This window comes from Clostridioides sp. ES-S-0005-03 (assembly GCF_020658455.1).
Classification (GTDB): domain Bacteria; phylum Bacillota; class Clostridia; order Peptostreptococcales; family Peptostreptococcaceae; genus Clostridioides.
In genome coordinates this window covers 1613751-1639366 of the sequence record NZ_JACVWI010000001.1, presented here as the reverse complement: position 1 = coordinate 1639366, position 25616 = coordinate 1613751, and the positions used below count along the sequence as shown (strand labels likewise).

Annotated in this window: 27 protein-coding genes, 1 pseudogene and 1 riboswitch; of the genes and pseudogenes, 15 read left to right on the top strand and 13 right to left on the bottom strand. The window is 26.5% G+C overall.

The window, feature by feature from the left end:
- Positions 1-2 precede the first annotated feature (2 nt).
- Positions 3-1226, bottom strand: coding sequence for an efflux RND transporter periplasmic adaptor subunit (locus tag IC218_RS07590; protein WP_227432632.1), 1224 nt, complete (start codon positions 1224-1226; stop codon positions 3-5).
- Between the two features lie 250 nt (positions 1227-1476).
- Here IC218_RS07590 and IC218_RS07585 point away from each other — a divergent pair, with 250 nt between their 5' ends.
- The gene (locus IC218_RS07585; RefSeq protein ID WP_227432633.1) at positions 1477-1962 is read left to right on the top strand and encodes a MarR family winged helix-turn-helix transcriptional regulator; all 486 of its coding nucleotides are present in this window, start codon (positions 1477-1479) and stop codon (positions 1960-1962) included.
- Positions 1963-2076: 114 nt separating this feature from the next.
- On the opposite strand, the gene IC218_RS07580 is transcribed toward IC218_RS07585, so the two are convergent.
- Positions 2077-4317 (bottom strand): type IA DNA topoisomerase, encoded by a 2241-nt coding sequence (locus tag IC218_RS07580; RefSeq protein ID WP_227824164.1) that lies wholly within the window; start codon positions 4315-4317, stop codon positions 2077-2079.
- A 112-nt stretch (positions 4318-4429) separates the two neighbouring features.
- On the opposite strand from IC218_RS07580, the gene dut reads away from it, so the two are divergent.
- On the top strand, positions 4430-4861 hold the full coding sequence (dut, locus tag IC218_RS07575; RefSeq protein ID WP_227432635.1) for a dUTP diphosphatase: 432 nt from the start codon (positions 4430-4432) through the stop codon (positions 4859-4861).
- Positions 4862-5121: 260 nt separating this feature from the next.
- Positions 5122-6312: a C40 family peptidase gene (locus tag IC218_RS07570; protein ID WP_227824163.1), complete on the top strand. Its 1191-nt coding sequence runs from the start codon at positions 5122-5124 to the stop codon at positions 6310-6312.
- A 264-nt stretch (positions 6313-6576) separates the two neighbouring features.
- Here IC218_RS07570 and IC218_RS07565 read toward each other — a convergent pair whose 3' ends face one another.
- From IC218_RS07565 to IC218_RS07555, 3 genes are read right to left on the bottom strand one after another with little or no spacing between them, the layout of a single operon-like run.
- Entirely contained in the window at positions 6577-7149 is a 573-nt protein-coding gene (locus IC218_RS07565) for a manganese catalase family protein (RefSeq protein ID WP_227432637.1), read from the bottom strand.
- Between the two features lie 28 nt (positions 7150-7177).
- Complete coding sequence (locus IC218_RS07560; protein WP_021385274.1) at positions 7178-7444, bottom strand: spore coat protein CotJB; 267 nt, start codon at positions 7442-7444, stop codon at positions 7178-7180.
- Entirely contained in the window at positions 7444-7653 is a 210-nt protein-coding gene (locus tag IC218_RS07555) for a spore coat associated protein CotJA (RefSeq protein WP_227432638.1), read from the bottom strand. Before IC218_RS07555 ends, IC218_RS07560 begins: the two co-directional genes overlap by 1 nt.
- A gap of 267 nt (positions 7654-7920) precedes the next feature.
- Between IC218_RS07555 and IC218_RS07550 the strand changes: the two genes are divergently transcribed.
- The 6 genes from IC218_RS07550 (at position 7921) to IC218_RS07525 (ending at position 13515) form a co-directional block, all read left to right on the top strand.
- Entirely contained in the window at positions 7921-8781 is an 861-nt protein-coding gene (locus IC218_RS07550) for a tRNA 2-thiocytidine biosynthesis TtcA family protein (protein ID WP_227432639.1), read from the top strand.
- Positions 8782-8818: 37 nt separating this feature from the next.
- The gene (locus IC218_RS07545) at positions 8819-9856 is read left to right on the top strand and encodes a 3'-5' exonuclease (RefSeq protein ID WP_227824162.1); all 1038 of its coding nucleotides are present in this window, start codon (positions 8819-8821) and stop codon (positions 9854-9856) included.
- 373 nt (positions 9857-10229) lie between these two features.
- Complete coding sequence (locus tag IC218_RS07540; RefSeq protein ID WP_227824161.1) at positions 10230-10736, top strand: flavin reductase; 507 nt, start codon at positions 10230-10232, stop codon at positions 10734-10736.
- A gap of 304 nt (positions 10737-11040) precedes the next feature.
- Complete coding sequence (locus IC218_RS07535) at positions 11041-11712, top strand: MORN repeat-containing protein (RefSeq protein WP_227824160.1); 672 nt, start codon at positions 11041-11043, stop codon at positions 11710-11712.
- A 158-nt stretch (positions 11713-11870) separates the two neighbouring features.
- Positions 11871-12377: a PolC-type DNA polymerase III gene (locus tag IC218_RS07530; protein WP_227432643.1), complete on the top strand. Its 507-nt coding sequence runs from the start codon at positions 11871-11873 to the stop codon at positions 12375-12377.
- A gap of 127 nt (positions 12378-12504) precedes the next feature.
- Positions 12505-13515: a biosynthetic peptidoglycan transglycosylase gene (locus tag IC218_RS07525; protein ID WP_227432644.1), complete on the top strand. Its 1011-nt coding sequence runs from the start codon at positions 12505-12507 to the stop codon at positions 13513-13515.
- 104 nt (positions 13516-13619) lie between these two features.
- Here the strand turns inward: IC218_RS07525 and IC218_RS07520 are convergent, their stop codons facing one another.
- Positions 13620-14396, bottom strand: coding sequence for a tyrosine-type recombinase/integrase (locus IC218_RS07520; protein WP_227824159.1), 777 nt, complete (start codon positions 14394-14396; stop codon positions 13620-13622).
- A gap of 222 nt (positions 14397-14618) precedes the next feature.
- Here IC218_RS07520 and IC218_RS07515 point away from each other — a divergent pair, with 222 nt between their 5' ends.
- Positions 14619-15992 (top strand): cell wall-binding repeat-containing protein, encoded by a 1374-nt coding sequence (locus tag IC218_RS07515; protein ID WP_227824158.1) that lies wholly within the window; start codon positions 14619-14621, stop codon positions 15990-15992.
- Between the two features lie 775 nt (positions 15993-16767).
- Positions 16768-17163, top strand: a complete 396-nt coding sequence (locus tag IC218_RS07510) for a hypothetical protein (RefSeq protein ID WP_227824157.1) — start codon at positions 16768-16770, stop codon at positions 17161-17163.
- Positions 17164-17275: 112 nt separating this feature from the next.
- Here IC218_RS07510 and IC218_RS07505 read toward each other — a convergent pair whose 3' ends face one another.
- From IC218_RS07505 to IC218_RS07490, 5 genes and pseudogenes are all read right to left on the bottom strand, one after another.
- Positions 17276-17509, bottom strand: a complete 234-nt coding sequence (locus tag IC218_RS07505) for an IS3 family transposase (protein ID WP_255613168.1) — start codon at positions 17507-17509, stop codon at positions 17276-17278.
- Between the two features lie 36 nt (positions 17510-17545).
- Positions 17546-17746 (bottom strand): annotated as a pseudogene (locus tag IC218_RS22180) (IS3 family transposase); the annotation flags it as partial.
- An 83-nt stretch (positions 17747-17829) separates the two neighbouring features.
- Positions 17830-17973, bottom strand: coding sequence for a cyclic lactone autoinducer peptide (locus tag IC218_RS07500; protein WP_227824155.1), 144 nt, complete (start codon positions 17971-17973; stop codon positions 17830-17832).
- Positions 17974-17985: 12 nt separating this feature from the next.
- On the bottom strand, positions 17986-18573 hold the full coding sequence (locus IC218_RS07495) for an accessory gene regulator ArgB-like protein (protein WP_227824154.1): 588 nt from the start codon (positions 18571-18573) through the stop codon (positions 17986-17988).
- 42 nt (positions 18574-18615) lie between these two features.
- On the bottom strand, positions 18616-19938 hold the full coding sequence (locus tag IC218_RS07490; RefSeq protein WP_227824153.1) for a sensor histidine kinase: 1323 nt from the start codon (positions 19936-19938) through the stop codon (positions 18616-18618).
- Positions 19939-20378: 440 nt separating this feature from the next.
- On the opposite strand from IC218_RS07490, the gene IC218_RS07485 reads away from it, so the two are divergent.
- On the top strand, positions 20379-20603 hold the full coding sequence (locus tag IC218_RS07485) for a hypothetical protein (RefSeq protein WP_227824152.1): 225 nt from the start codon (positions 20379-20381) through the stop codon (positions 20601-20603).
- 418 nt (positions 20604-21021) lie between these two features.
- Here the strand turns inward: IC218_RS07485 and IC218_RS07480 are convergent, their stop codons facing one another.
- On the bottom strand, positions 21022-21198 hold the full coding sequence (locus tag IC218_RS07480; RefSeq protein ID WP_227824151.1) for a hypothetical protein: 177 nt from the start codon (positions 21196-21198) through the stop codon (positions 21022-21024).
- 48 nt (positions 21199-21246) lie between these two features.
- A riboswitch (cyclic di-GMP riboswitch) is annotated at positions 21247-21343 on the bottom strand.
- Between the two features lie 716 nt (positions 21344-22059).
- On the opposite strand from IC218_RS07480, the gene IC218_RS07475 reads away from it, so the two are divergent.
- The 3 genes from IC218_RS07475 to IC218_RS07465 are packed head-to-tail and all read left to right on the top strand — an operon-like array spanning position 22060 to position 24126.
- Positions 22060-22434, top strand: coding sequence for a BlaI/MecI/CopY family transcriptional regulator (locus IC218_RS07475; RefSeq protein ID WP_255612849.1), 375 nt, complete (start codon positions 22060-22062; stop codon positions 22432-22434).
- The gene (locus IC218_RS07470; protein ID WP_227824150.1) at positions 22427-23467 is read left to right on the top strand and encodes a M56 family metallopeptidase; all 1041 of its coding nucleotides are present in this window, start codon (positions 22427-22429) and stop codon (positions 23465-23467) included. The genes IC218_RS07475 and IC218_RS07470 overlap by 8 nt, the downstream gene beginning before the upstream one ends.
- Before the next feature lie 53 nt (positions 23468-23520).
- On the top strand, positions 23521-24126 hold the full coding sequence (locus IC218_RS07465) for a peptidoglycan-binding domain-containing protein (RefSeq protein WP_227824149.1): 606 nt from the start codon (positions 23521-23523) through the stop codon (positions 24124-24126).
- 187 nt (positions 24127-24313) lie between these two features.
- Here IC218_RS07465 and IC218_RS07460 read toward each other — a convergent pair whose 3' ends face one another.
- The gene (locus IC218_RS07460; RefSeq protein WP_227824148.1) at positions 24314-25330 is read right to left on the bottom strand and encodes an alpha-hydroxy-acid oxidizing protein; all 1017 of its coding nucleotides are present in this window, start codon (positions 25328-25330) and stop codon (positions 24314-24316) included.
- Between the last annotated feature and the right edge of the window lie 286 nt (positions 25331-25616).

The window sequence follows — 25616 nt, the reverse complement described above, 5'->3', positions numbered from 1 at the left end:
TACTATTTCTCCTTTTCTACAGGAAATATCTTAGTTCCATCAGAAATAAGACTTATCCCCCCAATAACCACTGTATCTTTTTCACTTACACCACTTTTGATTGCTATTTTATCCTCTGTTACAATTCCAGTTTGAACTAATGTTTTCTTTGCTATGTTATCTTTAGTTGCTATGTATACATATTTTTTTCCATTTTCTTCAAATATTGCTTTTTTAGGTACTGTAACAGCTCCATTTTCTTTTTCAACGCTTAAGTTTACTTGTGCAGACATTCCTGCTTTAAATTTGTTGTTAGTATTAGTAACAAGTATTTTAACAGGATATAAAGATGTCTGAGGGTCAACTACTGAAGGAACATAATCTATCTTTCCTAAAACTCTTTGGTCTTCAATAACAACATCTACATTACCATCCTTTTTAAATTTAGCTATATCTGCTTCTGCTACATTTAAGCCTACTTCTAATATATTAGGATTAGAAATAACAAAAGCTGGTTGTGATTGTGTTATCATCTCTTTTGAGTCAAAGTTTTTGGCTGTGATTGTTCCATCCACTGGAGCTTTTAATGTCAGCTTATCTAAGTTACTCATTGCTAAGTTATATGATACTTGAGCTTGGTCAAGTTGTTTTTTAGCAAGTGATTTAGCTTGAGGTATACTTTTTGAAGTTGCTGTATTGTATGCTCTTTGTGCAGAATCTAGTTGTTGTTTTGATTGTTCTAAAGCAACTTCTATTTTTTTAAATTGGTCTAAACTAATTACTTCCTGCTCATAAAGAACCTTGTTATTGTCATAATTTCTTTGGGATTCATCATATTGAAGTTTTGCGCTATCAAGAGCTGTTTTTGCTTGATTCACTTGAGCTTCTAATGCACCCCCAGTAGCACTTGCATAACTTGCTTTTGCTAAATCTAGTGATGCTTTAGACTGTTTTACACTGTTTTCTAAATCTTCACTAGTTATACTCAATAAATCATCACCTTTTCTTACATTTTGGCCAAGTTTCACATAAACTTCTTGAACTGTGCCAGCAGTTTGAGCAGTAACTGATGTCTCATCTTTAACTTTTGTAGTTCCTGAGAAAGCATTTGTATTTTCTATTTCTCCACCTACTGCCTTTTGAACAGAGACTGCTATAGGTTTTTCTGGTTCAGGTTCATCTGTTTTTCCACATCCAACTAAGAACAGTGAACTACACATTAAAAAAACTACTAAATATCTTTTCATATCTCCTCCTATTATATTTTACACTAGCTTGTTGTAGAATTTAAAGTGTCTTATAATTTAAGTTTAGTTTTAGGCTAATTAAAAAACTTCCCTTTTTTGGCATTTTATAATTCTCTAATTTGATTATAAATTTATAATTATTATGAGTCAATAACTTTTTCTTGTTTTAAATTTATTAATAGTTTATAATTTATACTATAATAAGTAATGAATATTTTATTACAGTATTTATTGAAGGGATGTTACAAATATGGATAACGATAATATACTTAAAATAGCAGACTCTTTTTTAGACTTTTTATTTGTACTTCAAAATAATATATTCAAAGAAAACGATTTGTTAAAAAAATTTCAAAACAACTCAGATATGATGAAAGAGTATTTTGGAGAGTGTCCAATGGCTCCATCACATGCAAAGGTAATTCTTTATCTTATGACATCAAACTCATCATCAATTTCTCAAATAGCTTCTAATTTAGGAATACTAAAATCAAATATGACACCAATTATTGATAGATTGGTAGAGCATAATTTAGTAAATAAATTTCCTGACCCAAAAGACAGAAGAGTTCTTAGAGTTGAATTGACAGATAAAGCATTTGAATTATTTGATATTGTACAATCTATTCTTAAAGAGTCTATAGTAAAGAAACTATCAAATCTTTCTGATGAGGAACTAACTTTATTAGATGAACATACACTTAAACTATCAGAAATAGTAAAAAAATTAGTTTAAATGTACATATGAGAAGTTATTATATAAAGTTAAATTTTTACACAAAGCAGAAATAGCAGTAGTATAATATATTTAATATTATACTACTGCTATTTCTGCTTTTATGAATATTATTTAATTCTCAAATTCTATTTTCCAGTTGAAGTAGCCAGTATCTGGATTTTTATTATATTTTAATGTAGCATCAAACTTGTTTCCATTTTTAGAAGTTAAAGATTTTACTTTTGTCTCACCTTTTTTTAAAATATTTTTGACCATAGTTTTATTAACTTTCTTTTTGTAGAGGCTTAAGTATTTGTCATTTTTCCAAATAACGAACTTACACTCTTTATGATTTTTACAAGCAAATCCTTTATCAAACTCAAGGACATCACCTTGACAAATAGGACATTTACCAAGAGACGTATTTTCATTATTGGTTTTATTTTCTTTTTTAATATCTGTATCTTTTGATACAGCAATTTCCTTTTCAGAATCAGTTAAACTTTTTTTTGAACTATTTTTTGAATCCTTTGCTTTTACTTTAGTAAATTTTTTAGTTTTTGAATCAAAAGTATAAGCCTCTGTATTTATATTTTTTGAAGCATCCTGTTTTATAATATTGACATTTTGATATATAAAACTAATAATATGAGTAAGATATTCTTTTCTAGTGTATTTACCTTTTTGAATATCACTTAAACTTTTTTCAAGTTTACCAGTGTAATCTACATCAAATAAGTCCTTAACAGGAAAAATTTCAACTAAATTTTTTCCAAGGTCTGTTATAAAGTAAGATTTGCCTTTTTTCTTTACATAGCCCACTTGACTTATTTTTTTTAGTACATCAGCACGTGTGGCTGATGTTCCTATTGAATACCCTGAAAGTACAGTTGTATCTTCTTCAGGTACATTTTTACCACAATTTTTCATAGCTTTTAAAAGTGTATCTTCAGTATACGATTTAGGCGGTGTTGTTTGTTTGGTTAATGGCTTTATCTCTAAGACATCAACAATATCATCCTTGTTTACAAATGGAAGTAAATCGTTTTTTTCTTCCTTATTATACACCTCAAGGTATCCCTTTGATTTAAGTACTTTTCCTTTTGTTAAAAAAGTGCAATCATCTACTTTAGTTTTAATTTCTGTATTCTCATATTCAGCAGGAGGCATAAAATTTGCTACAAATCTATCTTTTATAGCATCATAAACCAATTGTTCATCTTTAGATAAATTTTTGGGTATTATGTAAGTAGGAATTATAGCACTATGTGAATCTACTTTAGATGAATCAAAGACCCTTTTTGTTTTGGAGAATTTAATTTTATTTTCATATTCAAGACCGACTTTTAATTTTTCTAAAGTTTGAGAAGCCTTTGAAGCTAAACTTTCTTCTAAAAAAATAGAATCGGTTCTTGGATAAGTTATATACCCACCTTTACCATTACCCTCATAAAGAGATTGACATACATTTAAAACTTTATCAGAGGTAAAATTAGAGTACTTAGAAGTTATATATCCTTGAAGTGATGTTAAACTAAAAAGTTTTGGTGCATACTCTTTTGACATAGTAACTTTTTTATCTAGTATTTTACCAGTTTGAGATGTAATTGAAGCTATGATTTTATTTGCATCTTCAAGTGTGTCAAATTTACTTTCTTTACCTTTAATATATTTACCTTTATATTCACCATTTTCAGCTTTAAAATGACCTTCTACTTCATAATAAGTTTTGGGAACAAAATTCAGTATTTCCATATCCCTATCATAGACTAATTTGACTGTTGGAAGAATTACTCTACCTATATTTAATAATTTTCCATTTCCATATTTTAATGTAGCAACGGAAGTGAAGTTTATTCCAATTAACCAATCAGTAATAAGTCTTGTATATCCAGCAGCTTGAAGATTTCTCATTTCATCTTCATCTTTTAAGTTTTTTATACCTCTCGTAATGTCTTCTGGAGTCCATTCATTTACCAAAATTCTTTTTACTGGTTTCTTATTTTTTGCAAGTAAAAATATTAAAAATGCTATAAGTTCTCCCTCTCTGTCATTATCAGTGGCATTTATTACATATTCCACATCTTTTCTGTTTAAAAGTTTTTTTACAGTATTGAATTGTTTGGTTTTAGAACTATCAATTTTGAATTTAAACTTATTTTCAGGCACAAATGGAAAGTTATTCATTTTCCAAGAGCCAGAATACTTATCTTTATCATAATCTTTCATATCATATAATGATACTAAGTGTCCAACTGCATAAGTAATTATATAGTCATTTCCTTCAAAGTAACCATCTTGTCTAGTCTTTGCACCTAAAAACGATGCTATAGTTTTTGCAACAGATGGTTTCTCAGCAAGTACAAGTTTCATAAAAAATCCTCCTTTAAAACACTAATAATTATATTACCACAAAAAAATAAAAAACTTCAAGAGGCTGAAATTTAAGTTATAATATTTATAGGAAATTGAAAGGAGATATAAAATGTACAATTTAAAAGTAAAAAAATTAAATGACGACGCTATAATACCTAATTTTGCTCACAAAGGTGATGCTGGTATGGATTTGTATTCTATAGAGGAGGTTGTAATACCTTCTGGAGAGACTAAACTTATTAAAACTGGAATATGTATAGAACTTCCTGTTATGACAGAAGCGCAAGTAAGACCTAGAAGTGGACTTGCTTTAAAACATTCAATTACTGTGTTAAATACACCAGGAACTATTGATGAGGGATATAGAGGAGAGCTTAAAATCATATTAATAAATCATGGAAAAAATGATTTTAAAGTTGAAAAACATATGAAGATTGCTCAAATGGTAGTAAAACCTATATATGAGATTAATATAGAAGAAGTTAAAGAATTAAGTGATTCTGAAAGAGGAAAAGGTGGATTTGGTTCAACAGGGTTATAAAAGTTACAAAAAAGTTAAAAAATATAAAATTGTTTAATAAGATATAGTTTGGCTATATAACTGAGTTTTAACCTCTCTACGATTAAAAAATATTTATGGTAATTTATGGTATAGAATTATTACTATAGACAAATAGTTACAAATTTGTAATAATATTAATATAAAAGAAATAATTGATATTTAAAAATAGTGTCAATTATTTCTTTTATGTTAGAAATAAAAAATAAATCTACTAGAAAAGAGGAGATGAGTGGAAAGTTATGAATTTTAATCAAAAGAGAGTAGCAGCCAGTATAATGGCCACAGCGATAATAATGCCTACAATGGGGAATTTAGCATATGCTAATGAGTCTGAAATAGAAAGTTCAACTGTAGAAAGTAGAACAATAACAGGGAATGCAGTAAATTTTAGAAAAGGACCAGGTACAAATAATGCATCTATAGGAAAGTTCTACAAAGGTGATAAAGTTGAGTACATAGGAAAAGATGGTTCTTGGGTAAAAGTTAAATATAATGGGAATACAGGTTATGTGCATGAAAAATATTTATCAATAAATAGCCTAGGAAATAGTAATGAAAGTAATGATGCTTCAGTAAAATCAACAAAAGTTGTTACAGCAAAGGGATTAAATTTTAGAACAGGTCCAAGTACAGGAAGTTCTAAAATATCTACTTTGGGATATGGTACTGAAGTTGGATACATATCTGAGTCAAATGGATGGTCAAAAATAAGTTCTAATGGTAGAGTCGGTTATGTTTCAAGTAAATACTTAGGAACTAACTTAAGTGATTCTGCAAATGGAAATGATGGAAGCAGTTCAAGTGATATTGTAAAGGATACAAAAGTTGTAACAGCAAAATCATTAAACCTTAGAACAGGACCAGGAACAGGACACTCTAAAGTGGCTACGTTAAGTTATGGTACTGAAGTTGGAAGTATCTCAGAAGATGGTGGATGGACAAAAGTAAATCATGATGACCAAACAGGATATGTATCAAGTCAATATCTTGCAGAAAAAGGTTCTGTTGATACTTCAACTCCATCCGATTCAACTAATTCTCCAAGTCAGGGAGCTGATAGTGTAATAGGCTTTGCAAAGACACTACTTGGAAAACCATATGTATGGGGAGCAGAAGGTCCAAATAGTTTTGACTGTTCTGGATTCACACAATACGTTATGAAAAAATCTGCTGGGGTTAGTATACCAAGAGTATCTAGAGACCAAAGTAAGTATGGAACATATGTAAATAGAGGAGACCTTAGAAGCGGAGATTTAATATTCTTTGATACACAAGGTTCAAATAATGGCTCTGTAAGTCATGTTGGAATATATATGGGAAATGGAGAGATGATACACGCATCTTCAGGTTCATCAAAAAAGGTAACAATATCTAATATAAATAGTAGTTACTATTCAAGTAGATATGTAAATGCAAGAAGAGTTTTATAATCATTTAAATTTAATGATAAAACTTTATAAATAGATATTTCTTTATTGCTTATAAAATAAAAGCAGGTATGGTGTCAATAGTATTGTAGATTACTATCTATTATTACTGTTGATTCAGTACCTGCTTTTTGTTGTTTATTTATTCTATCTGCGTATAGAAAATGGACAGTTCTTTATAGTTTTTTATATTTTTAAGCTAATTTAAGCGAAAAAGTAAGTTAGTAAATTAGTAAATAATTGTAGTTTTATATATAAAGAAGAATTTTAGAATATTTTTTGACATTCCTCTAATTCATAAGCATCCATTAAAGCTTCACCAAATCTTTGATAGTGAATTATTTCTCTTTGACCTAAGAATTTTAGTACGTTTATAACATCAACATCATCTGTTAAGTTTATAAGTTGATAATATGTTGCAAGTGCTTTTTGTTCAGCAGCCATATCTTCATGTAAATCAGTTACAGGATTTGACATAACTGCGATAGGTCTTACATCAAATGGAACCCCATTTGAATCTGTTGGATAAATTCCATATCCATTTTGTGCATAGTTTGAGCCAAGACCAGCAGCTTTTAATTCTTCTGGGCTTACATCAGAAGTTAACTGATAAACCATAGTACATATAAGCTCAACGTGAGCTAGTTCTTCTGTACCAATATCTGTTAAAAGTGCACGCATATTACCAGTAGGCATTGTATATCTTTGACTTAAATATCTTAAAGATGCAGCAAGCTCTCCATTTGGTCCGCCAAATTGAGTTATAAGAAACTTAGCCATTCTTGGGTCACAAGTTTTTATATTAACTGGGTGTTGTAAAGTTTTTTGATATATCCACATGAATTTTCAATCCTCCAATACTTGATGTCTAATAATTAAATTCTCTGTCCCAAGGCCAAGGTTGCTCAGCCCATTGCCAAGGGCATCTACTTGGAGCATACCCAAAGTTAGTTAAAGGACCATATTTATTTTCGTAAGCGTATCTAGCCTGTGCAAATTGGTTACATAATGAATTGTAAGTGTTGATAGCATTTTTATCATCAGGATGAGTGTCTAAATATAAGTTCATATCAACACATGCAAAAGATGTTTCCTGAATTTTTCTCATAAGTTCAGCTCTAGATGAATCTTTCATTATCTTCTACCTCCTCTTAATTTTTTTGGCTTAGCATATAATTCTTTGTTGTACATTTCAGATTCTAATAAATTTAGTTCTGGAAATATAGTTCCAAATTTTAATGCATCAGAAAGGCAGTACATTTCTGTGAAAATTTGATTATTAATATATGGTCTAGCCAAAGATGAACCACAATTTTTTTTAATATCTCTAGTTTTATTTTCCAAGATGAAAACCTCCTTGTTGTAAATAGATAGGTAAGTCTATCTAGTGTATAATATTCATACATTTAAAAATCGTTACTCATAATAAAATATTAAATGAGAAAAATAAAAAAGATAATAAAAGAAAGGCTTTATTTATGTTATTATAAGTTTATGTGTTATTGTAAACTATAAAGTATTTATTAAAATTAAAGTAAAACTATAGTATTTTATAGAAGTAGGTAGACTTTTTTGTAAAATATTATTAACATAAATATACGAGGTGATTAAATGAGTGAGCTATCAGGAAAAGGCTGTGAAATTATAGTTCCTTTTGAGGAAAGACTTTCACTAAGGGATATAGAAAAAAGTATTATAAAAAAATATAGAAAACATTTATGGTCTAAGTTTATAAAGGCAATAAGAGATTATAAACTAGTTGAAGAAGGGGATAAAATAGCTGTAGCAATATCTGGAGGAAAAGATAGTATTCTTATGGCTAAAATGTTTCAAGAATTAAAGAGACATGGACAAGTTAATTTTGATGTTGAATTTATTGCTATGGACCCTGGATATCATGCAAATATAAGGCAATTACTTATAGATAATTGTGAGTATTTAAATATTCCAATACATTTATTTGATTCAAGAATATTTGAAATAGCTGATGAAATTGCAAAAGATTATCCATGTTATATGTGTGCAAGAATGAGAAGAGGAGCATTATATTCAAAGGCAGAAGAATTAGGGTGTAATAAACTTGCATTAGGTCATCATTATGATGATGTAATAGAAACAACTATGCTTAATTTGTTGTGTGCAGGAAATTTTAAAACTATGCTTCCTAAGCTTAATTCCACTAATTTTGAAGGAATAAAAATTATAAGACCACTTTACTATATAAGAGAAGAACACATTATAAGATTTATCCAAAATAGTGGTATATGGCCTTTAAATTGTGCGTGCATGGTTGCTGCTAAAAAAACTGGAAATAAAAGATATGAAATAAAAGATTTAATAAAAAGTTTAGAGCCAAATTTTAAAAATGTAGAAAAATCCATATTTAAAGCAGCAGAAAACGTAAATCTTGATTCGGTACTAGGGTGGCAAAAAGATGGGGAGAAACATTCTTTCTTAGAAAATTATGAATAAAAGTAATTAAAAGAATCACTATAAACAATTGGAAAGGGTGTTTATATTGAAGAGAGTATATATAGATTTTGAGATGAATATGCCAAATTCTAAATCAAAGAGAGATATATTAAATTCAGATATAATTGCAATTGGAGCAGTTATGTATGATGAAAAGACAAAAAATATTGATAAGTTTAAATCTTTAATAAAGCCAGTAAGTAATGCCCAGTTGTATCCTCATATACAAGAGTTGACTCATATATCTTCAGAAGAATTAAAGTATGCACCAAGCTATGAAGAGGTCATGAGAAAGTTTAAAAAGTGGTTAGGCATATTTTCTGAGATTGAAGGAATATATACTTTTGGTAATTTAGATTTAACATGTTTCAATAACACTGATATGAGAAGTTCTAAAAAAAACAATCATCCAAGGTTCGTAAACAACATTAGAGAGTTATTTGTGGATATAAAAGAGAAATATATAGAGTGTGGTATAAAATGTATGAACTATATATCACTAAAAAATTTACTTGAATTTGCCAACTTAGAGTTTAGTGGAGATGCACATGACCCATTAAATGATGCATATAATTTATTTGTTTTGGATGAGGCCATTACAAATAATGTAGATATACAAAATATTTTAATAATGCTAGATATAATAAGACCTCCATTTAATAACATAAATCCAGATTTAAATGATTGTTTTGATAAATTTAAAGAATCACTTTATAAAAAAGAAGGAAATTATGATATTGTAGATTTTTCTATTGAGATAATAAAAACTGTGAGAATGTACTTATTGACAATTATAAATATAAACATACAAAACATAGAAGTTATAAAAGATATAGATAAAAAATTGGATACTATAGATAAATTAAAGAATATAGAAGATGGATATTTTTATTTATTGGAAGATGTGTATTTTGATATAAAAGATTTATTAGAAGATTTAATGCTTTATAGAGTACATGAAGATGAATACAAAAACGAAATAGAAAATATAATAAAGATGTTTGATGAAGATTTAGATAGTGAGAAAATATATATTGATAAGAATAATAACTTAAATGTTATTAATAAAGTATAAAAATTTACAATTAATAGAACAAAATTTGGTGATTATGATAGTTTTTGAACAAAACTATATTTAAATGGAACTAAACTACTATAAAAATATATAAAATAGTAATAAGTGTAGAAAGTGTATATACTTTCTACCTTTTTAATATTATAGTATTCTAAATTTAATAAATGTATTATATATTTTATAATTAATATATTTTATTGACATTTTATGATTAAAAAATATAAAAACTACTTCTTGCGAAAGTAATTGATTTGTTGTATTATAATTTACATGAATATGGAAAATAATCTTGAAAGCTGTATTATAAAAGTGCATATATTTAAATTTTTAACAAATGACTTATTTATTAAAAGATGAAGGGTAGGATGATGTTATGGGATTTAAAGAAGTAAAAATTGAAGAACTACAGTTTAATCCATTCACTAAAATTGGTAAAGAGTGGTTACTTATAACAGCAGGGAACTCAGATAAATTTAACACAATGACTGCAAGCTGGGGTGGTGTTGGAGTGTATTGGAGTAAAAATGTTGTAACAACTTACATAAGACCACAGAGATATACAAAAGAGTTTGTAGATAATAATGACACATTTACAATTGCATTTTTTGATGAAAAATACAGAGAAGCTTTAAATATTTGTGGTACTATTTCTGGTAGAGATACAAATAAAGTAGAAAAAGCAGGACTTACACCATATTTTATAGATGATACAGTAGCCTTTGAAGAAGCTAATATGATTATGGTTTGTAAAAAATTATATCATGATACAATGCCACCAGAAAACTTTGATGCTAAAGAAAATGATGAAAAGTGGTATCCAAAGAAAGATTATCATACTATGTATATATCAGAAGTTGTAAAAGTTCTTATAAAAGAATAGATAAAATAAATTAAAAAATATTTTTAATAGTAAATAGATATTTTTTTATTAAAAGATGAACTCTGTTTTCTGGGGTTCATCTTTTTTATTTCTTTGTATAGAAATATTTATATGAAGTATTCAAGGATATTTCATACGTATCTATTAATTATCTGTGTTTATTGTACTTAGTTTATTTTAAGAGAGATTCTTTTAAAATGAGATTTACTTAATATATAGTCCTAAAAGTATAAATGCCAACTAATAAAAATATATATTATATTAGGTATTTTAAATAAATTTTTATAGTAAAAGGGTGATTTTTATGGAAAATATAACTAGTTATTTTAGAACAATAGTATGTGTGTTTATATGTTTATCATCTGCATTTATATTTATTCAATTAGCTAGAGTTTTTATTAATAAGAAAAAAACTAGTATAAAAAATAAGTCAAAAAAAGGTTTTCGTTATGATAGAGATTTAATTGAGACAAGGAGAGAAAAAACATATACACAAGATAGAAATAGCGATAAAAATAAGAATATTGATAAGAAATTAAAGGGAGAAAAAGTATTCAAATATGATAATGGAGACTTATATAAAGGTGAATTTATTGATGGGAAGAAAAATGGATTTGGAACATATATTTTTTCAAGTAAGGAAAGGTATGAAGGGTTATGGAAAGATGATAAGATGCATGGAATAGGTAAATATACTTATAAAGATGGTTCAATATATACAGGGGAATTTAAAGATGGTTTTAAAAATGGTCTAGGAAAATTAACTTATCCAAATAATGATATATATAAAGGTTATTTCTTAGATAATAAGAAAAATGGCAAAGGTGTATTATATAAAAGTGATGGAAATAAGCAGGCAGGAATATGGGAAAATGATGAACAATGTAAAAGTTTAGATTTTAAAGAATTAAGCAATAAAGAATTAAATAATAATGTTTATCAAAATAGATTAAATGATAATAAGATAAAAGTTTAATTATTATAGTAAAATAATCTTTATTTATAATGGAATATCTGCTGTATATTTAGTAAAATTTGTAAAAATTTCATATATCATATAAAATTAAGTATTGATTAGTATATTGCATAAATATAGAATATAAATATATCCATTTGATAATAAGGAGAAGAGATATGAGAGAATATGTAGTTGTAGATTTAGAAACTACAGGATTAGATCCATATAAAGGTTGTGAAATAATAGAGATAGGTGTAACAGAAATAAAAAATGACGAAATTGTAAAAAACTATTCAAGGTTAATAAAACCTAAGGGTATAATTTCTTCATTTATAACGGAATTGACACACATAAGTAATGAAATGGTAGAAAAAGAGGAGTCTTTAGAGTTGGTTTTACCTAGATTTAGAAAATACATAGGTGATAGAACTATAATTGCACATAATGCAAAATTTGATTTAAAGTTTTTAAATTACTATCTTAGAAAGTTGGATTTAGAGCCAATAAATAATTATATATGTACACTAGAATTATTAAAAAAATGTAAAAGTTATAAAGGAAAAAATAAGAAGCTTGAAACAGCTTGTGCTTATTACAATATAGAGAATATAAATGCTCATAGAGCTGATAGTGACACTTTAGCAACTGCAAAGCTATTTTTAAAAATAAAAGATGAATATTAATCGCAAATATAGAGAAAATTAGTGAAAATATCCTTTATAAAATTGACCCTTAAACTTACAATTTTGTTCTTTGATTTATTTTGTGGAACAATGTATAATGTACCTTATATAAAGAAGGGAGACTAAAATGGGTTATTACAATGATGATGATAATAATAAAATAAGACGTAAAAAAGTTAGTAATAATAAAGATAGTAATAAAAAATCTAAACATTCTTATACTTCAACAAGTAAAAAAAATAAAAATTCTCAGACAGCCTCTAGTAAAAGAATGAGTGAAAAGGTAGATTCACAAAATATTATAAAAAGAGATAGTTTTACAAGAGATAATGTAAGACCTTTAAATACAGATTATAGTCAGAGAGATAGACGAAGAGTTGAGTACAAGCAAAGAGATAGAAAATTAAAAAGCAAAAAAAGAAGAAAGCAAAAGAGAATTAAAATAGCTAGAGCATTATTATCTGTTATGTTAGTGGCACTTATTATATTTTCAGTGGCAGGTGCAATTTTTACAGTTTCAGCTATAAAAGGTTCACCTGAAGTCACTAAAAAATTAATTAAGTCTAAATATATAAGTAGTGAGGTTGTCAGTATAAAACAAATGCCAAAGGACTTAAAACAGGCTATAGTTTCAATAGAAGATGAGAGATTTTATAAGCATAAAGGAGTAGATGTTATTTCCTTAGCTAGGTCAGTACTTAATAATGTGTTTACAGACACAACACAAGGTGGAAGTACTATAGATATGCAAGTTTCAAAAAATCTGCTTACAAGTGATGATAAAACTATGAAGAGAAAAATAAGGGATATGTATAATGCAAAGCAGATGAATAAGATTATGAGTAAAGATGAAATCCTTGAAGCGTATCTAAATAATATGTACCTAGGAAAAAATGCATATGGAGCTGCAAAAGGAGCTGAAGTGTATTTTGGTAAAAAAGTTGGAGAGTTAAACCTAGCTGAGTGTGCTATGCTTGCGGGGATGACCAATAATCCTGCTAGGTATATTGACCATGGAGAGGCTAAGAAGAGACAGTTGACTGTGTTGTATAAAATGCATGAACTTGGTTATATAACTGATAAAGAATACAGAATAGCAAAAGCTGATGACACTCCATTTAAGTCAGAAATTGATTAAAAATATAAAGAATGTAGCGTTTTCAAGGTCTTGAATAACTAAAAATGTAACAAAATAGGTGATTTGCCACCCATTTGCCACCGTAATTACAATCCGGTGGCAAATTACTTTATAATTCCTTCAAAAATATTCACTGTTTCAGTCTTCATTTTATCAGTTACATGAGAATAAGTGTCCATAGTAGTGGAAATTTTATTATGACCTAGTCTTTTTTGTATATCTTTTATATTTGCTCCTGCTTCAAGAAGCATAGTGGCATGGGTATGTCTTAAACTATGAAAATTAAAATCTATTCCTAATTCTCTATTTATAGTTCGTGACATGTTTTTTAAGTTATGTAATGTTATTTGAGAACCATTTTTTTTGGTACAAACCCAATCTGAATCAAAGTACCTAGGAATTTTGACATAAAGCATAGGATTTTCCTTTATAAATCTGTATGGATGGACAGCCATCTTAAAAGAATTATTTAAAACACCCTTGATTACTCTTATAGTGCCACTAGAATAATTTTCTTTAGATTTATCGTTCAAAAATTTTTGAATAATCATGGGTGCTATAAGTTTTAATCGGTACTTTCCTAAATTTGGTTTTATATGATTTTCTATTGCACGTTTATAATTATTTTGAGTCTGAAATTTACAATTAAGCATTACATATTCTTTGTACCAAAAATCTAAAAAATCGGATACGCTAATATTATTCTCGTCAAAAACATTTCCACAATCTTCATATTCATTTAAAGCTATTCTAAGAGCTGGCTGAGCCTCTTTTTTAGTATCTCCACCTACACGTTCTATTTTCTTTCTTTTTCCTTCTACAATGGCTAATTTAAAGTAACAATACCATTTATTACCACGTTTTCTTACGCCACCTTTCATAAAGTTTTTCCTCTCAAAATTAAATAATATGGTTAAAGTAAAATACTTCAATTATATTATAATAATTATATATATTATAAAGAATAAGATTATAAGAAAATAATTTATTCTAATGTTATTTAATGTGGTTAATTGAGTAGAAATAGTTTGTACTTTCGACAACATATAATATATGTTTGTTATACAATTTGATTGAGAGACATGAAAAAAGGGGGAGATATTTTGAAATCAAAGAAATTATTATCATTAGGGTTAGCTATGTCAATGTTTGTTGCTGGTTGTCCTGTATCTGCAAATGCACTTGATAAAATTGATAAAATTCAAGGAGCAGATAAATATGAAACTGCTGGGATTATTGCAGATAAACAAAGTTATACTACTGCAATACTTGTAAATGCAGATAGTACTATGGCTGATGGTCTAAGTGCAAGTGGACTTGCAGGAGCTACAAATGCGCCAATTCTTTTAACTAAAAAGAATAACATACCAAATGCAACTCTTAAGAGAGTAGAGAAAGCTAACAAGGTGTATATAATTGGTGGAGAAAGTTCTATTGATAAGGCAACAGAAACCTTTCTAAAAGATAAAGGAATAGAGACTAAAAGACTTCAAGGAAGCAATAGGATTAAGACAAGTTACAATGTAGCAAAAGAAATAAATTCTATTAATAAAGTAAGTGAGGTAATATTAACTAATGCTTTCAAAGGTGAACCAGATGCTATGAGTATTGCTTCTGCGGCTGTTAGAGATAAAGCACCCATAGTATTGACTGATGGGAAAAGTGTACCATTTAATACTACTGGAATAGAAAGTTATGCGATAGGTGGTACTTCATCAATGAATGATAACTTAGTAAATGATACTAATTCAACTAGATTGGGTGGAGTAGATAGATATGATACTAATAAGAAGATAGTAAATAAGTTCTATAATGGGACAAAAGAATTTTACATAGCAAGTGGAACCGATTTAGTGTATGCGCTTGTTGGTTCTACAATAGCTCAAAATACTCCAATAGCGTTAGTTGATATTGGAAGTAATAAAGATATGCTTAAAAACGCTACAAAAGTAACAGGGATAGGAAATCTAAGTGATAAAATTATGTTAGAGTGTGAAAATACAATTAATAACATTAGCCTTCCAGCCTCAAATAAGAATATAATATGTGGATTAAAGATTGATTTTGATTCGAATCACATAATTTGGAAAGATAAAGGAAGCTATCTTGAATGTTACGATGAAAACCTTGAATATTATACTGAAGAATATAAAGACCCAACTGTTCCTATAAATGTAGAAAATACAAGTACACAAAATTTAGATATAACAAAATTAAAGGTTTATGGAGAAGCTAATTCAACATTATATATGGAGCAATATGCTAAAATAAAAATGGATTTTAATAGTTTTAGTATATTAAAACCAGGAGAAAAATGTACTATTTATTTAGATATAATTTCATTAGACCCATCAAGAAGTATGTCATTGACGTTTTCTTATGTAGGTGATAAAGAAAACTATAAATATGAACAAGGATTGGCAAGTAGAATATTATTTTATAACCAAGATGGAGAAGATTATTTTGAATATAAATAACTATTTGGTATACAAATTAATAGATGTTGAGGATGTCAATATTATTTGTGCCATCATAGAAGAGGACTTTTTATAATGGCGTAGATGGAATAAATTAACTTGTTACAATTTAATTCAAGAATTCAAACAAAAAGATTGTTCGCACAAGTTCTTTTTGTTTGAATATATTTAATCTAATTTATTATGTAATTCTTGTATTTAATAGAACTTCTTTTATGGTACAATAAATATATAGAGATTTTGCAGTGTTCGTTTTTTTTGATGGTTTGTTCGCAGTCGTTGAATTTACTGTACTATATAGGTTTTTTGTGAAGTGTCAAAAAACACTATTACTCGCTCACTGCAATTTTAAAAGGATTATGTGACTTAAAGTTTTGAAAGTGCTCAATCTATTTTGGGGTTTTATATTAACTATGTGGTATGTAAATTTGTATTTATTGTTATAAAAATACGACAATCATCCTGCGTTTTATATTAACTAAGTAGATAGCATAGTAGTTTAAACTACTATGTTTCCTACAATTAAAATTTAAAAATAAATTATTAATAATGTTAAAAAATTTGTTTTCTATGAGTAATTTAATCAGCGAACTAAAATTCTGATTATAGAAACTATGATATAATAAATATATAAATGTGCAGTGACTGATATTTTGAAAATAAATACTGTAAGGATTGTAAATACTAAGTTATAAGTAATATTTTTTGAATTTATTTTGAGCTTTTACATTAACTAAGTGAAATGTAAATAAGATAATAATAGGAGTGGTTTTCAATGCTGATAAATTATCTTGATAGAGGTTATTTTAAACAAATATATATTATAAGTATTCTTGTAATAATATTTTCAATAATATGTGCATTCAAAGTAACTTTTCTATTCTTATTTCTTGCAGGTTTTTATATTGAACAAACATATAAGTTTTTAATAAAGTATAAAAATAAACTTTATATTTCAATTACAGATGATGATATTTTGATTGATGATAAATATATTTTTAGAAGTAAAAATACTAAAAATCATATCAAATTTAAAGATATAGTAAGTGTAAATAAACAAGATAATATTATCGAAATTTTTACGAATGAAAACTCTTATTGTGTATATTTGAAAGCTTTAAGCATTGAGAGCGAAAAATATCTAATAAATATATTAAAGTCATTTTGTTGATTTAATGTATTCTAAAAAAATAATATTAATATGCTTCATATTAACTAAGTGGATAGAAGAGTAGTTGAACTGAACCCTACTTAGTAGACAGTTTTTAATAAGATAGTTATTTTTAAGCAGCACGCTTATATTCTATAGGTGTGTTGCTATTTAATTTAGATTGTAATCTATCATAGTTATACCAACGTATATAGCTATGAACAGCAGTTTCTAGATCATCTCTTGAAGTATACGAATTTAAGTAGATCTCTTCACTTTTAAGATGACCAAAGAAATTTTCCATATAGGCATTATCATAACAATTTCCTCTTCTAGACATACTTTGAGTAATATTATTTATTTTCAAGATATTTTTATAATCCCAGCAAGTGTAGTGAAACCCTTAATCACTATGAATTAATAGTGACTTCTTATCTGAATCAGAAAGGTTATTTATAGCCTTAGTAACTGTATCTAGTATAAATTTAACATCTAAAGTAGAACTCATTTCATATGAAATGAGTTCATTATTGTATAAATCTTTTATAGCAGATAAATAAATTCTCTGAAGAGATTTTCCATAGTACAAATATGTTATATCTGTGACCCATTTAGTAGAATTTTACAGTATATTGTTTACTGTGTCTACTAAATAGGGTGCTGTTCAAGATAGCTGCTACCTTCTTTTTAGTGATTTTTAGAATTTTTTAGTTTTTCTGGTGTTTTTGGTTGATATACATGCCACAGAGAAGTTGTGTTTGCAGATAAAAATGCTACAAACATAGCTAATACACCACATACTTTCATAAAATGATATAGAATTTTTTTCATGTTAACATCTCCTTATATTATTTTTTTATTTATAACGATTTGAATAATTAGCAATAAATTTATCCAAAATAGAGCTAAAAAAGTGTATACAACATAATTGTAAATAGATAAGTATCTGCATCCTAGAAGAATAGTCAAGAATAAAGTTATAGATATAATTCTTGACATTAACTTATTTTTTTTATATTTTATTTCATTCAGTGGATTGTTAGCATGGCATACTGGAGCAAAAATAAAAATGCCTATAAAGTTAAAACTAGACAATATCACTAAAAATAATGGAATAGGATTAGAATTGTTTAAAATTATTCCCAAAACCATAGAGATAAAAAAAATACTATTGAAAATTAGGATACAGTTTTTATTGCTATTTGCATGATAGCCACCTGAAAATTGTCTTATTATGCAAAAAGATATTAAGAATACTATAGAATAAATCAATTTACCTAATACCAAACCTATCATTAATGAAGCTAAAGTATTTATTATAGAAGATAGTAAAATCTCTAACCCATATGAACAGATTTCTAAATCATCTTTTTCTATTACTTGATTTAAAACAAACAAAAAAGCTATTTTATCAGCACAAGATTTTATCATTTAACTTTCTCCTTAAATAATTTTATTAATAAATTATGGATATCAACTATTCTCATATGCAATATTTGAATCTTTTTGTGATTTTCCAATTGGTATCATCATATTTAAATAAAATAAATTTTCAGAGAAATTTATAGAAATTGCACCACCATATTTTTCTAAAGAATTTTTTATACTTTTTATTCCTAATCCATGAAATTCTTTATCTTCTTTTGTAGTTAAAAAAGTATTCTTTTTCAATAAAATATCATTTGATTTTGTATTAGTAATTTTTATTACAAAGAATCTATTTACTATCATTCCCTGCAATTTGATTTTTTTATCACCATTTTTAATCTTTTCACAAGCTTCGATTGCGTTATCTAATGCATTTGCAAATATAGAACATATATCTTCTTCTTTAATAAAATTACAATCACTAAAGTTTATATTAATTCTAAAATCAATTCCTTTTTCTATACAAAGTTCTTTTTTTTCTGATAATATAATGTTTAAAGTAATATTTCCTGTATCAAATACAGTACTATATTCATCAAGCTTTTTTTCTATGTTATTTATGTAATTACTAGTATCAATATTCTTTTTATTCATTTCCTTAATACAAATAAGATGATTTTTCATATCATGGTTTAGTTCTTTTGTTTTAATGTAATATTTTTTTATATTACTATAATATTTATTTTCAGCATTTATTTTTTCCTGTAGTTTAGTTAATTCAATATATTTTTTATTACTTTTTAATATTTTAACTAGGCTAGAAATCAATGCTATATTAGAAAATGTTAATAATAGTACCATAATTAAGATATCTAATCTGGTAGTAGAAGAAATATCTAGAAGTTTTAAGATATATTTATAAAATATAAAAAATGATATCATATTTGCTACTATTGGTATGCACATATAAATTTCTCTTTTAGTCACTTGCAAATCGTTAGATATGAATTTATAAATGTACAATAGAGCAATAAGAACTATATTTCCTAAAACTATAGTTTCATATCTATAAAAATTATCATTTAATAAAATATTCATAGAACTCAAATTATTTATTGAAACTATCACTATCATACTTAATGCATTTATGCACACCAATATTGCCCAGTAAGAAAACAAAACTATTAAACATTTGGATATATTAACCTCATAATTTAATTTATAAAAAATAAACATTACAAAAATGCATATTAATATTCTATTATCAGCACCAACATTAGTATAGAAAGTAGAAATAATAATAAAGGTTGAAATTAAAAAATATAAATTTATTAAACTAGTTTTTACTTTACTTGTGTAATCAAACACTTTTTTGCACACCCAAATTTCTATAACAGAAGAAATAATTGTTATAAACATATCTAACATAATAAAACTCTCCATAACTTAAGTAATTTTGAATAAATTTCATTTAACAATACGAAAATGATTTGAAATTTTATAATAATTATATCATAAAATAAATTATCATTGGATAAAGTCGCTAAATATTATATATATATGTGATTATTAATCTAAATGAGTAAAACTATAATACATATTGTAATATTAAAACGAACAAAAATTATCATACTAAAACATAAGACAAGTTATAATTGTATTAGATATATACATTAACATACACTAAAAGTACTCTTTTTATATGAGTGCTTTTAGTGTATATTTTTTTACTTTGTCGAATGATTTTTGTCGTATGAATATATTATGAATAAGACTTTATGATAAAATAAGTTTAGAGAAGTGTTTTTATATTAAAAATTAATGTTTTGAATATTTAGAATTTATAAAAAATTCAGGGGATAAAGCTGATGTTGTTAAAAGAAGAAATTGAGTTGAATTTAGAGCCAAGTGATTTAATAAATTCTATACCATACTTTAAATCTGAATATTCAGATTTATGTGGTTTAGATGCGAATTTTATAAAGGAAGAGTTATTGAAAGCTAAAAATATAGAATATAACAAAAGTTTGATTTGTCACCATATTGCTACTATAAGTTGTAATTTGGTGGCAAATTATTTTATATATTCTTGAAAATATTTATAGTTTTATATTCTACAGTCAATCTATTAATAAGAAATTAGTTGGAGAAATGAGGAAATTTTTATTTAGAGTGTTATTTTAACAGCTAGATTTATATACATCTATTTTTTCTTAAGAAATATATATTATTTCTCAAAAAGTAAAAAGTCATTCTTAGTGAAAGAGCGATTTTTAGCTTGATATAAAAATTGAGTGTTATAAAAAAAATAACTTACTATGATTGGTTATGAAACTTCACTCTAGAGCAATAGATTGTAGTTTCTTTTTTTGTTTTTGATGTTATTTTACATCTTCATTATATCGAATTTTATAAAAAATAAATATATTTGAATTAAATTTGTATCATTTATTGTAAGACTATTTAAAAGTAGATAAAACTAAAAAGGATTTTCTAGAAAATAAAATCTATCTAATTGTACTTATTTATTAAGAACATCACTTGGTATAAATATGATTCTACTACATTTTCTCCGTACTCTAGCATAAAATCATCTAACTGTGTATCTATAAAATTACAATAATCATGTGAACTACTAATATAAGCAGCTAATACATGTGTACACGTATCTATTTTCTCCATAAACATTTTACATCCCCCTAAAAAACTTTCATAAAAACAAAAAGAAAATATCTTTTTGGCAACTGGCTGACATAACTCATAAGATACTTTATAAGTCTTAGTCCCTATAGCTTTGCGTCACTAAATTTCTCTAGTTTTGCCGATTTAGTTTTATTCTACACCTATATAATACTAGAATATAATCCATTATTCAATATTATTATGAGAAAATAAAAAATATTTTAAATTGTGAAATAAATTTTGCTCAAAAAAATAAAATGAATGGATAAATTATATGGAAATACTTCTATATGGTTGTGTGTTAAAAAGTGCCTATTATTAATTTAGGCTAGAAAAAGCTTTAGGAAATGATAGGATATGAAAAAAGAAGAATTTTAAAAAGCTTATATGGTAAAAATTGGATGAAAAGGTTTGCTTTAATTCTCTTGCATATAAGACTCTATTGAGATAGAATTTATTTATGCATAAATTGACTTACACTATAGTGTGGTAATAAAACAAAGAAAGTATTTTAGCTTTGAAACAAAAGCTTTTTAAAAAATATACATAAAAATTTAATATCAAAAGTGATTTAAAGATTAGTCTAGTTTATTTCCCCAAAAAGTATTATAATGTTCTTTGCATGTAAAAAAGAATATTCATAATTAGGTACTACTCAAGATAAAAAATATTAATATATTGTCGTTATTAATAATATAATAAAAAATTTAATGAATTGTATTATTAAATCTAACTTATAATATTTTAAAAAAGATTAGAAAATTAACATAAAATGTAAAAATTCACAATTTTTTCATAAAGTATTTGACTAAAAAATTCTCTTGTTGTAGAATTATGTTAGAAAGAGTTTTGGGGGAGGTGTAAATCATGATAAAAAAAATACCACAAGCAGAACTAAAAGTAATGAAATTTATTTGGAGAGTAGATGCTACAGTGACATCAAAAGATGTTATTGAAGCAATGGAGCAAGAATATGGATGGAAACAAACCACAACACTGACACTTTTATCAAGACTAGTAAAAAAAGAATTCTTATATGCTCAAAAAATAGATAGATATACACATTACACAATAGTGGTTAAGCAACAGGAATACTTAAACTTTGAGACAAAGGATTTCCTAAGTAATATACATAATGATTCTTTGGTAAGTTTAATTTCAGCTTTACATGAGGATGAAGCTATAGATAAAAATAAGCTGGATTTTCTAGAAAATTACTTTGATAATTTAAAGGATGAATAGTTATATGATACAAGTTTTTGAAAATCTTATACAGACAACTATTGTATGTAGTCTTGGTATTTGTCTATTATTATTTTTGAAAAGATATTTATTTAAGAATTTTAGTAAAAAGTTCAATTATTATATTTGGTTAGTAATAGTCTTTAGAATGTTGCTTTTTCTTTTTAATTATACAATAGTGTATGAAGTAAAAGAATCAAAAAGTAATAATGTAGTAGGAAATAATATTACAGAAATCACTGTTCCTACAGATAATAATTTTATGTTGTATTTAGCTTATTTATGGATATTTGTAGCTATAGTTATTGCAGTATATACTTTTGTAAAATATACAAAATTTAAAAATCTTGTTGTCGATGTATCTTATGAGATAGAAGATGATGATGTTAACTGTATGTATAAGGATTTACTGAAAGAGTTAAAAATAAGAAAGAAAATTGAATTAAGAGGTTCCGATGAACTGATAAGTCCAGCAGGTATGGGATTGTTCAAATCGTACATATTTTTACCAGATTATCCTTATAGTAAGGATGAGTTAAATTGGATTTTAAGACATGAATTGATGCACTTTAAAAACAAAGATCTTTTAATAAAGTTTGCAGTATTATTTGTGAAAATAATATATTGGTTTAATCCACTTGTTTATATCATGAGCAATAGAGTAAATATCGATTGTGAATTGTGTTGTGATGAAAGTGTCTTGAATGATTGTTCTTTAAAAGATAAGAAAGAATATGCATTAGCACTTATAAAGTCAATTAAGTTAAGTAAAAATTATCAAAGTGGGATTTTAACTACAGAATTTAATAAGACAAATTTAGAAAAGAGACTTGAGAGTATTGTTAGAAAGAAAGGCAAAAGCGGTATAATGATATCATTAATTTTGTTTATATTATTTTCAGTTACATATTTTGATTTTGAAAGTATTAGTTTTGATAATTCAAATTCTTTAAGGAATATAGGGATTTTAGAAAAAACAGGAGCAGATCTTAAGGATGAGGGTGTAGTTTCAAATAATCTTTATGTAGAGTAAAGATGACTATATGTGATAAAAATAAATATAATTATTTGAGGAGGAGTTTTGCATTGAAAAAAATTAAAAAAGTTATATTACTTGTAAGTTGTTTAATTTTAGTACCTACTAGTATTGTATTTGCAGATGTAAATGCAATGGAAAAATCTACTATGTCTGTATCTGATGGAGAAGAGACTATAAGTTCATTTACTATAACAGGCTATGAATTTACTTATGAGAATGCACCAGAATTTGCAAAAGATGAATATGAAAAAAGTTGTAAGGAATTAAATATAGTACCAGATAAAAATCACAAAATATTTATTCCAGATAAGGTTATAAATATGTATAATTTGGATGAATATAGTGGTGCTACAAGAGAGTCATTTTTTATTGAATTTAAAAAAACATACTTCTTGGTTACAGGAAGTAGAAGTTATAGAGTAGATATAGCAGCTTCATCATCTATTGTAGGATATAATCATACTACATCAGGTAATCCAGTCCATCTAGCACAGATTTTATGTAATCAAATCAATGGTGCTGGCATCAAGGCTGATGGACAATTTGGTACTAATACATATAATGCTGTAAAATCATTGCAAGGCAGACTAGGTGTAACAAAAGATGGTATTGTTGGAAAAAGTACTTGGGAAGCAGCAGGGTATGCTCTTTAATAAGAAATAATTTCTACATAAAAGAGAGTGTTCTAAGATGATTTTCTAGAAATCATGCAATAAGAAATACTCTCTTTTATATAGACACAATATTATATATTCTACCTAAAAACTATTTTTAAGTTTTTGGATAGAAAACAAGTATAAATTAAGGTCTTATTTATAAGTTGTTTTGTGTATGTTACAATCACTTCCATATAACTATACCATCAATATCCTTAACCTCTTGACAACCAGTCAAAATCATAGTTTCACATAACTCATTCCTAACCTTATCTATAAAAAACTCAACACCATCAAGACCTCCACCAAAAGAAGCAGTAACAAAAGGTCTTCCCATCAAAACAGCATCAGCACCCAAACCTAGCATCTTAACCACATCAACACCAGTTCTAACACCACCATCAGCAAGTATAGTTATCTTTCCTTTTACAGCCTTAGCTATATCTGGAAGCACCTCACAAGTAGCAGGCGTGTAATCAAGCACTCTTCCACCATGATTTGAAACAACAATAGCACTAGCTCCAGACTCTACAGCCATCAAAGCATCATCCACAGTCATAATCCCTTTTATTATAAAAGGCAATCTAGTCGCTTCAACCAACTCTCTAATCTCTTCAACTGTCTTAGGTGAAAAAGGATTTTCTTGAAGCTGATTATTAATTAATCCACAAGCATCAAGGTCTACACCAACTGCAAAAGCACCAGCCTCTTCAGATAATCTAATTTTTTCTATTATCTTTGAATTTTTCCAAGGTTTTATAAATACAATTCCATCTCCATCATTATCTTTTAAAACGCCTAAATTATCCAATAAAAAAGTATCTACATTGGTATCGCCAACCATGGCATAGATTCCAGAGTTATAGCAACCTCTAACAACAGGTTCTATGTATTCTTTTTCAGAAATCTTACCACCCATATTTAACATAGTACCTGATACAGGTGCAGCAAATATAGGAGCACTCATTTTTTTACCAAATAACTCGATAGTAGTATCTGGATTTGAAACATTATGTATTACTCTCATATTTATTTTTACTCTTTCCAAGCTTCTTCTATTTTCTATAAAAGAAGAGCCACTTCCTTTTCCTCCCATGCCAGGAACATTTCCAGCACAAGCTAATCCATTACAAATCTTACAGACTTTACACTTTCCATTAAAGTTATCTCTAGCAGATTCTAATAATTCATTATAGTTCATATCAAATTCTCCTTTTCATTATATTAAAATTGAGTATTACTATATTGAAAATATCTTAATTGTAAATGAAGAGATGATATTGTGATTAGTTAAACTGAATAATACATATTAGATATTTTTATTATTGTAGGTAAGTAAATTATAGCATATTAGATAAATAAACTTAAATTGTTTTTGTTGATATAGTATATATATAGGATATTTATTAAAATTCAAAAAGGCCATATATAGATTTTTTTAATCTATATATAGCCTTTAAATTTATGTCAATTTCTTTTTTATCAAT